This window comes from Desulfuribacillus stibiiarsenatis, from assembly GCF_001742305.1.
Taxonomy (GTDB): Bacteria; Bacillota; Bacilli; order Desulfuribacillales; family Desulfuribacillaceae; genus Desulfuribacillus_A; species Desulfuribacillus_A stibiiarsenatis.
The window spans coordinates 126,255-140,958 of the sequence record NZ_MJAT01000002.1 but is presented as its reverse complement, the minus strand read 5'-3'; the positions used below and the strand labels follow the sequence as shown (position 1 = coordinate 140,958).

Annotated in this window: 15 protein-coding genes and 1 pseudogene; 10 read left to right on the top strand and 6 right to left on the bottom strand. The window is 38.4% G+C overall.

Going from position 1 to position 14,704, the window contains the following annotated elements; all coding sequences use genetic code 11:
* Positions 1 to 198 (top strand): hypothetical protein (locus BHU72_RS16005; RefSeq protein WP_218076083.1); only part of this gene is annotated, 198 nt, incomplete at its 5' end.
* 175 nt (positions 199 to 373) lie between these two features.
* Here the strand turns inward: BHU72_RS16005 and BHU72_RS16345 are convergent.
* The 4 genes from BHU72_RS16345 to BHU72_RS02490 all read right to left on the bottom strand — a co-directional run bounded on the left by BHU72_RS16345 (position 374) and on the right by BHU72_RS02490 (position 4,103).
* Positions 374 to 1,300: a disulfide oxidoreductase gene (locus BHU72_RS16345; protein ID WP_069701046.1), complete on the bottom strand. Its 927-nt coding sequence runs from the start codon at positions 1,298 to 1,300 to the stop codon at positions 374 to 376.
* Between the two features lie 14 nt (positions 1,301 to 1,314).
* On the bottom strand, positions 1,315 to 1,989 hold the full coding sequence (locus BHU72_RS02500) for a thioredoxin domain-containing protein (protein ID WP_069701045.1): 675 nt from the start codon (positions 1,987 to 1,989) through the stop codon (positions 1,315 to 1,317).
* A 365-nt stretch (positions 1,990 to 2,354) separates the two neighbouring features.
* Positions 2,355 to 3,710, bottom strand: a complete 1,356-nt coding sequence (locus BHU72_RS02495; RefSeq protein WP_083248210.1) for an ammonium transporter — start codon at positions 3,708 to 3,710, stop codon at positions 2,355 to 2,357.
* A 54-nt stretch (positions 3,711 to 3,764) separates the two neighbouring features.
* Positions 3,765 to 4,103 (bottom strand): P-II family nitrogen regulator, encoded by a 339-nt coding sequence (locus BHU72_RS02490; protein ID WP_069701044.1) that lies wholly within the window; start codon positions 4,101 to 4,103, stop codon positions 3,765 to 3,767.
* Positions 4,104 to 4,436: 333 nt separating this feature from the next.
* On the opposite strand from BHU72_RS02490, the gene BHU72_RS02485 reads away from it, so the two are divergent.
* Genes BHU72_RS02485 through BHU72_RS02470 form a run of 4 tightly spaced genes read left to right on the top strand, consistent with a single transcriptional unit; the run spans position 4,437 to position 7,855 of the window.
* The gene (locus BHU72_RS02485) at positions 4,437 to 4,931 is read left to right on the top strand and encodes a GNAT family N-acetyltransferase (protein WP_069701043.1); all 495 of its coding nucleotides are present in this window, start codon (positions 4,437 to 4,439) and stop codon (positions 4,929 to 4,931) included.
* 10 nt (positions 4,932 to 4,941) lie between these two features.
* On the top strand, positions 4,942 to 6,402 hold the full coding sequence (gene cls / locus BHU72_RS02480) for a cardiolipin synthase (RefSeq protein WP_069701042.1): 1,461 nt from the start codon (positions 4,942 to 4,944) through the stop codon (positions 6,400 to 6,402).
* 46 nt (positions 6,403 to 6,448) lie between these two features.
* The gene (locus BHU72_RS02475) at positions 6,449 to 7,072 is read left to right on the top strand and encodes a class I SAM-dependent methyltransferase (protein WP_069701041.1); all 624 of its coding nucleotides are present in this window, start codon (positions 6,449 to 6,451) and stop codon (positions 7,070 to 7,072) included.
* A gap of 60 nt (positions 7,073 to 7,132) precedes the next feature.
* The gene (locus tag BHU72_RS02470; protein WP_069701040.1) at positions 7,133 to 7,855 is read left to right on the top strand and encodes a YwiC-like family protein; all 723 of its coding nucleotides are present in this window, start codon (positions 7,133 to 7,135) and stop codon (positions 7,853 to 7,855) included.
* Between the two features lie 99 nt (positions 7,856 to 7,954).
* Here the strand turns inward: BHU72_RS02470 and BHU72_RS02465 are convergent, their stop codons facing one another.
* Positions 7,955 to 9,307, bottom strand: a complete 1,353-nt coding sequence (locus BHU72_RS02465; RefSeq protein ID WP_069701039.1) for a GGDEF domain-containing protein — start codon at positions 9,305 to 9,307, stop codon at positions 7,955 to 7,957.
* Positions 9,308 to 9,428: 121 nt separating this feature from the next.
* On the opposite strand from BHU72_RS02465, the gene rlmD reads away from it, so the two are divergent.
* From rlmD to BHU72_RS16615, 5 genes and pseudogenes are all read left to right on the top strand, one after another.
* Positions 9,429 to 10,805, top strand: a complete 1,377-nt coding sequence (gene rlmD, locus BHU72_RS02460; RefSeq protein WP_069701038.1) for a 23S rRNA (uracil(1939)-C(5))-methyltransferase RlmD — start codon at positions 9,429 to 9,431, stop codon at positions 10,803 to 10,805.
* A gap of 428 nt (positions 10,806 to 11,233) precedes the next feature.
* Positions 11,234 to 11,420 (top strand): annotated as a pseudogene (locus BHU72_RS16465) (hypothetical protein); the annotation flags it as partial.
* Between the two features lie 247 nt (positions 11,421 to 11,667).
* Positions 11,668 to 12,312 carry a GNAT family N-acetyltransferase gene (locus BHU72_RS02455; RefSeq protein ID WP_069701062.1) on the top strand — a complete coding sequence of 215 codons (645 nt, stop codon included), beginning with the start codon at positions 11,668 to 11,670 and terminating at the stop codon, positions 12,310 to 12,312.
* Positions 12,313 to 12,548: 236 nt separating this feature from the next.
* A complete protein-coding gene (locus tag BHU72_RS02450) occupies positions 12,549 to 12,902 on the top strand; it encodes a PDC sensor domain-containing protein (protein ID WP_436796446.1) in 354 nt (117 codons plus the stop codon).
* Between the two features lie 8 nt (positions 12,903 to 12,910).
* On the top strand, positions 12,911 to 13,381 hold the full coding sequence (locus BHU72_RS16615) for a PDC sensor domain-containing protein (RefSeq protein ID WP_069701036.1): 471 nt from the start codon (positions 12,911 to 12,913) through the stop codon (positions 13,379 to 13,381).
* Between the two features lie 462 nt (positions 13,382 to 13,843).
* Here the strand turns inward: BHU72_RS16615 and BHU72_RS02440 are convergent, their stop codons facing one another.
* Positions 13,844 to 14,419: a collagen-like protein gene (locus BHU72_RS02440; RefSeq protein ID WP_069701035.1), complete on the bottom strand. Its 576-nt coding sequence runs from the start codon at positions 14,417 to 14,419 to the stop codon at positions 13,844 to 13,846.
* Between the last annotated feature and the right edge of the window lie 285 nt (positions 14,420 to 14,704).

Sequence of the window (14,704 nt, the reverse complement as noted above, 5' to 3'; positions counted from 1 at the left end):
ATAATTTATGCCGCGAAAGCCTGTTTATATGGGATAGTACCCTCTGGTAAAATACTGACGGCGGAAGCCAATAATGATCTAGTATCACTTCCGCCCAAGAAACGGGAGTCCAGAGGGTACAAGGGCCCCATGTCAACAGGACCGTGGAATAAATGGATTGAAGAGCATGAAAAAACGTCAACCATAACTAATGATTGACGCCATAATACTTTTGTTTTTTCTACTGTCTACTTGACAGGGGCATGTTCAACCTGTATGACTTTATCTCAGCGACTTTTACTAATACTCCCACTTTTATAAGTGGGAGATAAGTACCGCCAAGCTTCGAAATAAGTGCAACTAAAGTTCAGGTGGAGCAAAAACTCCATCTGAACTAAGTTTTCTTTATTGCGAACCACAAACAGCGGAAAAACATAATCAAACCAATGCTTAGTAAGAAATGTCCAAAACCTGCGACGTGTGCAATATTTAATGTCGTACCCCAAATTTGCAAAAGCCCGCGCCAGCCTAAGTGGAGAATCGTGATAATCAGACCGAGATTATAATATAGGAAGAACGCTTCGAACCCTTTATATCGCGATATTCGAATGGTAACCTCTAAGCAAATGACGATAAGGAAGAATAGAAACCCTAAAGTCAAAGCATGGGTATGCATGACACTTAAGTTTGTATCGCCGTAATAATTATGGAACTTAGTGTACTCTCGATAGAACAAGCCACTACATAAACCTAAGACCATATAGCCTAAACAAGTAATATATAATCTTCTTAAGATAGCGAAGCTTGGAACCGACGGCTCCGTCTTGGTGTTTCGCTCTAAGTTGTTGCTTATCTCTAAACTTTCAGGAGCATCTGCTCGATCCTTATTGAAATACATAACAGTTAAGATGGTAATGGCAATCATCATAAAAGCAGTGAGTGCCAAAAACGGTATTGTGATAAAACCAAGCCATTGAATATAGATTCCATCACACGGCACGCCAATCGTACATCCAGTATCGGACTTTAGAAACTCAGGTAAGAATTTTTTTTGTAACGCATAATGATACAAAGAAATAGTAGAACCAAGGAAAGCGAGTGGCAACACGTAGACTTTGGCAATCCTCAGGTTATCTTTATACGCTGCAACACTTAACAAGATGGCAATCAGATATACGGCTACCCTTTGGTGCCAACAAAGCACACAAGGAATAAAACCCATAACCTCGCTAAAATAAAAGCTTCCAGCAATCGCGATTAAGGAGATAGCCCAAGCAAATGTTAAGGCGTGTTGCCTTACGAGTTGTTTAAAATCTTCCATTTCTCATCCCACCATTACTTTTTCAATTCTGCCTCGATTTTTTGAATTAAAAGCTCATAACTAGGACCTTCCACTAGGCTGCCATTTATAATGAAAGAAGGTACAGACTTAATTCCATAGGCATCAGCAATTGCTAAATCCGAATCCAGCTTGGCTTGAGCTTCTGCACTAGCGGCGAACGCTTTTACTTCATCTAAATTAATTCCATAGTGCTCGTAATCAATAATACTAGAAAGTACTTCTTCATTCAGTTGCTTCACTTGAGCAATTTCATATACGCTCTTGTAATAATCCCAGAACGCTTCATTATTTTGTCGGTAGATGCCATCTCCATATCGACCAGCAACCTTAGAATCATCTTTCAAAAATTGGAGGTTCATAAAGTACATGGCAACTTTACCTGTATCGATATAGTCTGACTTTATTTGTTCATAATGGGTCAAAGAAAACTTCGCACAGCTAGGGCATTTAAAGTCGCCAAATTTGATTAATTTTACAGGAGCGTTTGCATCTCCAATCATCGGACTCGTATCATAAGGTAATACAATACTCGATAAATCTACTGGCGCTGGCTCTTGCTGATTGGGATCAGAAGTAGTGTCTGAGTCATTACCGCTTAACACGATAAACAGCCCAACAATTATAAATAAAAGAGAAAATACAGCAATAAACATTCTTTGTCCGCTCATAAAAAAACCCCCATGTTGATATTAGAAATTCAAACGTTAACAAACTTTCTATCTCAGCGGCGGTACTAAAACTCCCACTTCTAAGTAATGGTTCTTCTATTTTTAAAATAGATAGAACCATTACGTACCCTTAGGTGAAAATGGGGGATAATTGCTGCCAAGCTTCGAAATAAGTGCAACTAAAGTTCAGGAGGAGTAAAAAATCCATCTGAACTAAGTTTTCTTTATATATACCTATACCTATTATACTTGTAGCTTTAAAATACATAAAGATATTTGCTGCAAAAAAAAGTGACCCCTACTAATGTAGAGGTCGAGAGAGGATAGAGGATAGTATTCAAAACCAATAAATTGGTGGTTTTGCATTAAAGTGAAGTAGTTTTACCATTCTTACTAATGATATTTAAACGATCAGCTAGCCCTAAGCCTAAGGAAGATAAGCCTGTAGAGTAAGCGGATGAACCATGCTCAGCGAAGTCAAGACCTTGCACTTCCTCTTCAGCAGGAACGCGGATTGAAGTTACCTTTGTTAGTATGAACATGAAGATTCCCATTGCTACTACAACCCATACGAAGACGGATACAATTCCGATAGCCTGCGCCATTAACTGCCCAGCGCCGCCACCATAGAATAAACCGCTATCTACTGAGAATAACCCTACTGCTAAAGTACCCCATGCGCCACAAATACCGTGTACTGCGATTGCGCCTACTGGGTCATCCAGTCTAAGATTTTGGTCGATAATTTGAATTGCTTGCACGAGTATTATACCAGCAATGAAACCAACGGCTAAAGCACCAAGTGGTGAAATAACATCTGGACCAGCAGTAATACCTACAAGACCGGCTAAAGCACCGTTAAAAGTTAATGAAGCATCAACTTTCTTGAATTTTATGACGGACATAATGGATGCACCAATAACACCAGCGCAAGCTGCTAATAATGTTGTAACTGCCACGTGAATCATTTCGTCGATGGAGAAAGCTAAAGCACTACCAGTGTTGAAGCCGAACCATCCAAACCAAAGGATAAATACACCTAAAGCACCAAGTGGTAAATTGTGACCATGGATCGTGTTAACCACGCCTTTATCGTATTTACCAAGGCGAGCACCTAAGAAATACACTGCTACAATGGCGCCCCATGCTCCTACGGAGTGAACAAGTGTGGATCCAGCATAATCAGAGAAGCCTAAAGCTGATAACCATCCATCATCAGACCATATCCAGTGTCCAGCGACAGGATACACGATTGCAGTCATGAACACAACGATTGCTATATAACTACCTAATTTAATACGTTCTGCTACGGCCCCAGAAATAACTGTTGCTGCAGTGGCGGCAAAAACTGCGTCAAATAAGAATCCACCGATTGAATCATAATCTCCAATTAAGAAGAAACCATTAAAGCCTACAAAGCCAGCGTAAGAAGCGCCGTACATAAGACTAAACCCTAAAGCGAAATATACTATGACACCGACTGACATTGAGAAAAAGTTCTTTAACAAGATATTTAAAGCGTTCTTCGCCCGTGTAAACCCTGTCTCTAACATTGCAAAGCCTGCATGCATGAAGAATACTAGGAAAGCACTAATTAAGATAACGAATGAATCTAATTCAGAGATTAACTCTTCTACTGTTTCTGCTGCTGATACGAATGAAGATAAGAATAATGTCGATAGAATGAAGGTTAACAGCATGTATCGCATTTTTGTTTTCATATAAATCATTCCTTCCGTTAAGTTGTTATTTTCTGCCAATCTGTTCTTGTAAAGTTAAATTGCTGTTTCGCCTTCATCGCCAGTGCGAATGCGTACTACATTGTCTAGCGAGTAAATGAAGATTTTGCCATCGCCAACTTTTCCAGTCGAGCAATTTTTCTGAATTAGTTTTACGATATCTTCGTAGGTGTCATTTCCTACTACTAGTTCTACTTTGATTTTTGGCAATAGAGAAACGTCATAAAAGTTACCACGATAAACTCCAGTTTTGCCTTTTTGCAAACCATAACCTGCAACTTCGGATACTGTTAAACCTTTGATACCTGCAGCATGAAGTTCTTTATGCAACTCAGGAAATTGTTCCGGTCGAATAATCGCTTCAATTTTTTTCATGTTGACAACCCCTTTGCGTAATAATAATTAACATCTTATGTTAGAATATGTTTTGTTATTTGTATTTTAAGTTATATTTTGCAAAAAAGCAACACTTATTTTCAAAAATATTGCCCATATGTTATAAAAGCTCACATGAAATGAGTTATCATTAGATTGCAGGTGAAATTGACAAGCAGGCAAAAGAAAATGGTACAATATAGATGAAATGATTGGAGTAAGATGAGGGGAAATTCTGAAATTGGATATTCTAATAAAGTGGAGAAAAACGTGCGCCTATTTCCAGTAAAGTGAATATCTTAATAGAGAATTAAACACGAAGGAGGTACTCTATTGAATACGATACAATTACATCCAATACAAAATGAGCACATTCCTGAGTTGCAAACACTATTTTTCTCTTGCAATGACTACTTCCAGCTAGTTGAAGGTAGAGGAGTATGCGGTTGTCGAGCGGAAACGGAAATGGTCACGAACTATGGGGATACACCATTAAAGCGTTTCGGGATTTTTGAGAATACTATGCTTATCGGAGCGATTTTTTTTGCGGAAGGATATCCGAGGGAGGAACAAGTGGCTATCACGATTTTACTCATCCACCCAGATTATCGTGGTAAGGGAATAGGCGAAATAGCAGTTCAACATATAGAATCATATGCACTTGATCGTGGAAGCGATAGTATAGTAGTGGGCATCGATACTGAAAATAAGCAGGCAGAGAAGTTTTGGATGCGACATGGTTATCGCGCTACTGGTGAGACCGAGCAGTACAATCAGATTTTTAGAAATCGTGAAGTGCATTACTTCGAAAAAAAGCTTGTAGGTTAAGGGGATGCCTATGGACTGGATCGAACTAATAACAGTAGTTGCTTCCGTTGGCTTTACGGTATCGGTAATATTTATAGGCATTGTCATCGTGCTTGAAAATCGCAATCCTGCGAAAACAGTTACATGGCTGATGGTATTATATCTGTTGCCAGTGGTCGGATTCTTGTTTTACATTTTCTTTGGAAGGAATCTTCGTAAAAAGAAGCGTGTAAAACGTAAGGAAATGATTAACCCAATTGGCGATGTGGAAGCGATTCTTGAAACTCAGAGACTCGTTTTAAAGCAGAAAGAATCATTTTTGGATGAAAAATATTATTCTAAAAAGAGATTGATGAATTTACTTTTACGCAATAATTTCTCCCCTTTTTCTATTAATAATAAAGCTAATGTGCTAACAAATGGCAAAGAAAAATTCAAAGCGGTATTTGAAGCGCTAGAAAACGCGAAAGATCATATTCATATCGAATATTTTATTATGAAAGACGATAAACTCGGTACAGCCATTCGGAACAAGCTTATTAAAAAAGCCAAAGAAGGCGTGAAAGTTCGCATTATTTATGATGGAGTAGGTAGCTGGAGAGTGGATTTTTTTCCATCATTTTTTGCACCATTAAGGGCTCTGGGGGCAGATATTCATTGTTTTGTCCCAATCCGAGTACCTTTCTTAAATAGTAAAATCAATTATCGCAATCATCGTAAGATTATTATTGTGGATGGTCAAGTTGGTTTTGTTGGTGGAATTAATATTGGCGATGAGTATTTAGGGAAAGGGAGAAGATTTGGTTTTTGGCGTGATACGCATTTGCGTCTTGAGGGAGATGCGGTATATTTCTTGCAGAGAATTTTCTTACAAGACTGGGAATTCGTAGCGAAAGAAAGTCTCAATGATGCAAGATACTTTCCGTCTCATGGTAATTTAGGAGACACTCTTGTACAAGTTGCTGCGAGTGGTCCAGATACGGACTGGGAGTCGATTATGCAGCTCTATTACTCGGTCATGGCATCTGCCCAAGAGAAAATTTATATTACCACGCCTTACTTTATTCCTGATGACAGTATCTTGATGGCATTGAAGACAGCGGCACTTAGTGGATTAGATGTACGTATCATAATTCCGAATCGTCCCGACTATCATGTTGTATTTTGGGCGACACAATCGTATCTTGAAGAACTGATTGAAGCTGGGGTCAAAATATATCAGTACAAGAAAGGCTTTGTTCATGCGAAAATTGTCATGGTCGATGGAGTTGTTGCTTCCGTTGGCACAGCGAATATGGACTTGCGGAGCTTCCAACTGAATTTTGAAGTCAATGCTTTTCTGTTTCAACAAGAGGTGGTCGAACGATTGGAGCAAGACTTCTTAAAGGATTTATCAGATTGTCGATATATATCTAAAGAGGAATTTCTGCGAAGACCGTTTATGAATAAAGTGAAAGAATCTGGTGCTAGAGTGTTATCGCCGCTGCTATAGGCGCATATACATATAATTCTAATAAGATAAAAGGAGGTACTTACGGGTGGGTAGAGCAGAATTAACGAGACCAATCCAAGCTTCTGATGTTGAGGAAATTAAAAATATTGTAGTTGATTTACGGGACTTAACAATTTCTGCTGAATTGGAAGTGCTTGATGTAGGCGCTGGCGGAGAGTCTGTTATTTTTAGATCGCTAGGAAGAGAAATATATGGACTTGAGTCTGCTGAAGAAGAAATGAATATTACTAGAGAAAAAGGTATTGAAGACATAGTGGGCGCCAAAATCCACTGGATTCAAGGTGATGCTCGTGAAATGCCGTTGGATGATAGACAATTTGACGTTGTTACAAGTTTTTTCACATGCATGTATATGCGAGACACTGAAAACAAACAGAAGATGTTGAACGAATGCTATCGCGTTCTTAAAGCTGACGGAGTATTATATCTGTGGGATTTCTCGATTACTACCTTGAAACAAGTGTTTGTCGGAAAATTAGAAATCCTCCTACCTGGTGATCAAGCGGTTTCAGTTTCTTATGGCATAGGTGGAGAAGAGAAGGAACAGTCTTTAGAAGGAATGAAAGAAATTGCAGCAAATGCTGGTTTTACACTTCTTCAAGAAGAGGTGAACTCTCCTTATTTCTTTTTAAAATTTGGGAAAAAGTGATACATCTCATAGCGGGAACACGAAGTTGCTGATATCCTTGCTTTGAGGTGATGAAAAGTTATGATGCTACCAAGAGAGCATGGAGCTTGGGCGATGTTAATTATGCCCTTGATTTTAGGAAGTTTATTATCTGGGTTTACAGTAGGGCATGCTCTGCTATTTCTGGGAACAGTTAGCCTATATTTAAGCATATATCCATTGACTAGAATCGTGAAAGGTGAGCGCAAGAACGGAGATTTATACTATCGTTGGTTTTTCATTTATCTAGTTTTCAGTATTTTTTTCGTGGTGCCTTTAGTTTGGACACACCCATGGCTTATGACACTAGGTATAGTTCTGTTGCCAGTGGTAGCTGTCAATATTGTAAATGCGAAGCGAAATAATGAACGATCCCTTTTGAATGATTTTGTCGCAATTATCGGGATGTCCATTGGTGGGGTAGCAGGAGTATATATCAATTCAGCTCACGAGCCGAACTTTCAATTAATGCTCTACGTATGGCTATTATCTGTGATATATTTCATGACCAGCACGTTTCATGTGAAGACTTTGATAAGAGAAAAGGGTAATACAAAATTTAAGTTCATCAGTAGAATGTATCATGCAGTTATTATCATATTTACAGCACTTACGTTACCGTATCATTGGTTTCTTGCCTTTATTCCAGCAATAATCAAGGGGTTGTTGCCATCAAAGCCTCAGCGTCCGCTCGTAATTGGGCTTGTTGAATTAGCCCATGCTATGATTTTTGTAATACTGATTGTGTATCTATATTACCGCTAAAAAGACTTGCTAAAAAAGTGCCAAATGACTTAAGTCCGGTTTGTGGACATCATTTGGCACTTTTGTTAATTTTAGAAATCAAATCCTTGTTTTGTTCGTTTACAACTCAGAAAACCGCTTGTTTTTATACATTTCACGATCGGCTTTGTCGATGATTTTTAGAATATCTAAATCTGTTGATGTATTGATTCCGACGGTCACGAGGAGAGGACTCATATCGGAATGGGCCTGGCTATACGTAGCAAGACAGGTTTCCAAGGATTGTTTCGCTTTCTCGGCGACACGTTTCTCGGCATCAGGTAGTAATACGATAAATTCATCGCCACCATAACGGATAATGTATTTGTCATCTTTAATGCATTCATCCATTAGTGAAACTAACTGCTTAAGTCTTTCATCACCAGCTATATGGCCATACGTATCATTGAATTCCTTGAATTTGACTAAATCTATAAATAGAATACTAATCCTTTCGAGGCCTGATTCATGCAGTTTCAAAGCATACCGATTTAGAAAATGACGATTTAAAGAACCGGTTAAGGCATCTGTTGAAGACAAAACATCGAGTTGAACCATTAACTTGCGATTCTCTAAAGAAATGATTAACTGTTTTAAAATGGTAAGGAAAATCAATATAACCCCTGAGTTATAAAGAGAAGCTTCCCAGTCGTCATCAATTGGGCTAACCCTGCTGAAGATAAATAGTAAAAACCAAACCGCGACAAATATATAAGGAGCAAATGTTTTTCGAATATCAGGAATGTCGAATTCCGTCTTACAATCGCAATAGGTTGCAGGCACATATAAATAGAAAGCGTATGCCAAAATGCAGAGGGATGCCATATAAAAGATGTCAATCCAGCTTCCAATGCGATACGTTTCATTTAGGATATGGTAATTAAATAGTGTAGAGCTAGTAATCATCACCAATAGGCCGATGATGGTCACGGTAAAGGTTTGATTCTGTATTGAACGCTCGTGGGACCATATCATAATGATAGTAAATAAAAGGATGACCCCGATGATTGGATATAATATAATGAGACCATTCGTAAGATGGAAAAAGTTATAAGTTGTTAAAAATGGTTTCACCGCTACGTACAAAGCAATTGTAATCGAAACGGTAATAACAATTAAGATGTCTAAGCCAAATATTGTCTTCTCGGACTTGCTGTTGATACATATAGACACTTTATGGAAGAAAGCCCAGAAGATTAGTCCATATCCAATCATAAAACAAATCGAGATGAAGACACTCACGGCACTAAAGTTACCAATGAAATAGTTAACGCCCCATAACAGAACATTGGCAGAAAAAATTAACAGTCCAAAAAAACCATAAAACAAGAATGTATCAAATGTTTGTAGGTAGACTTTATATACTTTCCATGTAAGATATAGAAATGTGACTGTAAGAAAGATTAGGACAAACCAAGTCATCAATACTGACATTTGTATCCCCCGTTCAACGGACATGAAACATATTATTTAAGTATACACAAAAATGACTAAATAAGTCTAGATTTAAAGTTATGAAATATTATAATCATTCTATTAAAGAGGAGGAACTAACATGAACTCGATTCATATAAAAGTCAAAACAGGTGATCTGATTGAGGGGACAGTCGATTCTTTAGGGATTAATGGTGAGGGAGTCCTAAAACATGAAGGTCAAGTCATATTCATTCCTGGTGTATTGCCAGGAGAAAAAGTGAAAGTAAAGGTTACAAAAGTTGCCCAGAAATTTGCCGAAGCAGTTCTTGAACAAACGTTATCCAAAAGTCCTCATCGTGTCAAAGTCGAGTGTGAAGTATATAGTGAGTGTGGTGGCTGTCAGTTGCAGCACTTACATTATAAAGAGCAGCTAAAAGAAAAAAGAAATTTAGTCATCCAAGCGTTTCGTCATTATAAGACGATTTATCAGCCTGAGAAATATATCAAAGAGACAAGGGGCATGGATCATCCTTGGAGTTATAGGAATAAAGCGCAATTTCCAGTGGAAGATCGACATGGGAAAGTAGTAACGGGTTTATACAACACAGGGAGTCATAAATTAACAGAAATCAAACGTTGCCCAATACATAAGGATGAAATCAATCATACGATTAACAAAATTTCGAGAATTATTGGACAGCTGAAGGTTCCTATTTTTCACAGAGATAGAAAAGGAATCCGATCCATCATTGCCCGCGCCTCGTTTGCCACTGGAAATATTCAAGTCGTGTTAGTTAGTAGTGTCGAGACCTTTGCCCAAAGGGATTTGCTCATTGAGAGGATTACGCAAGAAATTCCTAAGGTTGCGAGTATTCACTTAAACATTAAGAAGGATACATCGCCTCTGATATGGGGGGATAAGACGGTTTGCCTAAGGGGTGAAGAATTTATTGAAGAAAAGCTGGGCGATATTACATATCAGTTATCGCCACGTGCGTTTTTTCAATTAAATCCATTGCAAACGGAAGTGTTGTATAGCGAAGTAGAAAAAGCGGCAAGGTTAACAGGACAAGAAACAGTAATTGATGCCTATTCTGGTGTAGGTACAATTGCATTATGGCTAGCACGAAAAGCGAAGATGGTCTACGGGATAGAGAGTATTGAAGAAGCCATAGTCGATGCTAAGCGAAACGCCGATGTCAATCATATCAAGAATACGGAATTCCAAGTCGGTGCGGCAGAGGTAGTAATTCCAACTTTAATTGATAAAGGAGTGAAACCTGATGTGGTTGTTCTGGACCCGCCGCGCAGTGGGGTACACGAACAATTAATTGATGCATTGCTAGAGATTCGTCCTACAAGAATCGTATACGTATCTTGTAACCCTTCGGCGCTTGCGAAGCAGCTTAGAATCTTCATTAAAAAGGGTTATAAGTTAAAATATGTACAGCCAATCGATATGTTCCCTCAAACAGCGCATGTAGAGTGCGTGGTCTTGATGTCAAGGGTGGATTAATAGAGGTGTAAAAAGTTAAGTAAATAAAGGCTTTCCGTGATTTGAGATCTGGTTTCAAGCCGGTAGGATAATCACGGATTTTTTTCTTTGTGGGAACTTATCCAAGATAGGCACGTTACATTTGAGTTGAGAAGATGAATATTTGCTTGGTGAGTTGATAGGATTGCTGGTAAAAAGATGGTGAGTTGATAAGATTACTGTAAAAATAAGTTCAATTACAGAAGCAAATAGTAATTACTTTTAGGGTGTATATAGAGGTTGAAATGAGATCTAAATGTGTTATATCAAGGCGACTAAGATTGATGCTTTACAATGCATCGGGTTCACTGATCTATGATTAAACGGAAACACCAAGCATTACGCTTAGTAATAATGGCTGGTACTTTATAGCGTCCATCATTGAAGTAAACAGCAAAAGGGTACAAAATTACCCGATACAGGGTATGCAGGCAGGGAGCATTGAATTGTCTCAAGGTGCTGAAGCACACAAGGTTAGAGGGCTTTTATCAATACACCGCGGCCAGTGATAGCAAACATGTGGTGAAGTTAGAAGAAAGGAAATCTGCCAGGGTATTATTCGAGTTTCAAGAAATGCAGGAAGGAAATCGGCAATAATTATTTACTTCATGTTAGTTGGAAAATTCATGATTATTAAGGTATAATAACAAAGCAGTCAAGCGTATGACTAACTGTAATAAAACATTTAAGGAGTCGCTATATGAAAACTAAAAATACTTCGGAGATTGTTGCTTAACCGGGAGGTTTGCGTAAATACAATCTTATACACAACCCTCCCAAAAAATTAGCATTTACTTTTAGGAGGAATAATATCGTGAAACAAGAAAAAATTGATAAATTACAGATGAATAAAAAAGTAATAATTAGAAATGAAGTGGAAACTGATTATATGGTGGTTGAAGAAATCACAAGGAAATGCTTTTGGAATTTATACGAACCAGGGTGCGGTGAACACTATTTAGTTCATATTATGCGTTCCCATGAGGATTTTCTTCCGGAATTAGATTTTGTAATTGAAATTGACGAAAAAATCATCGGAAATATTATGTACACAAAAGCAAAACTGAGAGATGAAATTGGAGAAGAAAAAGAAATTCTAACTTTTGGTCCCGTTTGTATTCTGCCTGAATATCAACGCATGGGTTATGGAAAAATGCTTATAGAACATTCTTTCAAACAAGCAATTAAACTGGGCTATGATGTAATTGTAATATTTGGAAATCCAAACAATTATGTAAGCCGTGGATTTAAAAGCTGCAAGAAATACAATGTTTCTCTTGAAAACAGGGACTACCCGTCAGCAATGATGGTCAAGGAACTAACTCCAAAAACTTTAGACGGAAGAAAATGGTCATACCATCAAAGTCCTGTTATGAATATAGAAGAATCAGATATACAACTATTTGACGAGGGGCTTGAAAAAATGGAGAAGAAATATCAACCTAGTCAAGAGGAATTTTATATCCATAGCCATTCTTATATGCGTTAATATGAACACAGGTTTTAGATTCATTAGAACAAGTTACAAAACATCTATGGAAAGCGTCTGGAAACAGGCGCTTTTTCTATGCAGTTTTTAAGGGGACAATAACCTATGAGCAACAATCTAGCGCAAAGTGGTCTATTGCAGCTGTTTGCAGCGACGACTCGAGCGAATCCTAATATTAAATATTCTTTGCTGGATATGAAGATGGTTCGCTGTTGATTGAAGGTTATGTTCCACCCGTGGGTTTTGATGCGCGCTTGCGCCCTTGGTATACATCAGCCGTGGAACGGTACCCAGATATTTCGGTGGGTCTACCATATCAAGATGTATCTACCGAGGAGTGGTTGGTTTCTGTTTCCCTAGCGATGGTCGATGACGAGGGTCAGTTAATTGGCGTTATGGCCGTGGATTGTACCCTAGAGTATGTTAAATCCCTTATGTTGCAAGCGACCTCTTTGACTCCCAGACTAATTACGTGCTGGATAAAAATAGACAAGTTTTTGTACATAAGAACAGGGACTTTTTACATCGATCCGCAGATACCATTGTCCCCGGCTTATCACAGAAGTTTTCAGCAGATTCAGGAATTATAAACTATAATTTGGAGGGTGCTAAAAGGCTTGCTTATTATCAAAAATTGGAATCTTCGGACTGGATTATCGCCTCAGCCATCGATGTCTCCGAGGTAACAACCCCGATTATAACTATACTTATTTATAGTGTTATGGGATTAATTTTCTTAAGTGTAGTGTTGGCTATTGGCCAAGTGAAGCTCTACGAAAAACGATTTGTAAAACCCATTAATTTATTAAGAGATCATATCGAGGAGCTTACATTAGGTAAAGACATAAGGCAAATTAATACTCAGCACTCCTATTCCAATAGTGAACTCGCAGAGATAGCCAGTCGTATTGTAGATATGGCGAGAAAATCGCAGTGTATACCTCGGAAAATGGTAGATTCGAAGACTTGTTGGCCAAGGCGGATCAAGCTTGCTATCAAGCTAAGGACAACGGTCGCAATTGCGTGGCATCTTTTAACGAGAATTGAAATAATTACAATTGAATCATAGTACTACGAACATGCAAAAGAGTCTATTACTTGGGCAAGACGCAAGCAAGGACTATTTTAATAGACTCGTATAAGCTATAGGGCTTTGACGTTCGGCAGAAGTGACAGGGACTTGTAATACCAATATACAAATACCGCACATATATATTGAGTGTGGTATTTGTTGTATATTGATAATTTAATGAAAATTAGATAATTATTTATAGTAAAGTACCTCAAGTAAAAGTAATGAGGTGGTTTTGTATGACTGGATCAAAAACGTTGCAATCTAAATTTGACAGAATAATAAATCATGTTGAGAAAACTAAAGCATCAATAATTGAGATGCTTATTAAACAGTCGGTGCTGGACGAACTAAACATCTACCAGTAGGACATCAATGAGCTTATCGATACTGTTATCTTGAAAAGGTTAAACAAGGATAGTATCAAGTGGTCGAAAGTGAAAATGAGAAGAGTGTAGCTTATGCAATTTGCATGATAACAAGATGTGCAGAAACAGGTCTTGTTCCTCCTGCAAGTGGAGTAATGGTTAGTGCCGTTGCATTGCCAGCAGGATTTCGCACAGTGAGTATTGAATTGATGCTTGTCGTAGTCACAAGAGCCATTCCTACTATTTGAGTTGTGCCAGTCGCTCTGCCGACCACTGTATAGGCAAGGTCAGCGCCATTGAGAGTTAAAATCAGTTGGCCTGCTTCGTCCACGCTCACCTGAAACAAGACTTGATAAGTTCCAATATCAGATAAGTTAAATGTGTCGGGACCAGTACGGAAAATAGTAGTCGCGCTAGTAGGTCCATCTTGGGGAAAATCTACATCTGTACCGGGAGCAACTGTTGCTGCATTATCTGGAGGCATCAACGCATAAAAATCTGCGTAGGCTAACAACCCTCCAGCTGGACCTTCTTCCCCTTGTTCGCCTTGCGGTCCCTGAGGTCCTGCGGGTCCAGTCTCTCCTTGTTCCCCTTGGGGACCTTGTATTCCTGGAGGCCCTTCTGGTCCTGGAGGTCCTGGAGGTCCTGGGCATTTACATTTTCCCATATTCTTCACCCCCTTTCTGGTATATTTTATCGTATTCAAAATTGAAAAGAGGTGTGTTGGACAAAAGCGTATATATCAAATCTTTTATCCAGCACAAAATACAAAATAAGTAAAAAAAAGGAAGAAATACAAGGAAGAAATACAAGGAAGAGAGAAAGAGAATTTTTGGGATTTACTTATCACGTAAAGCACTCTATGTAATAAATCGTACAAATATTTTAAATGTTGTAATTTTTGGTATATAATGATATAAAATACAGAAATGGGAGGTTGAAACAATGAAGA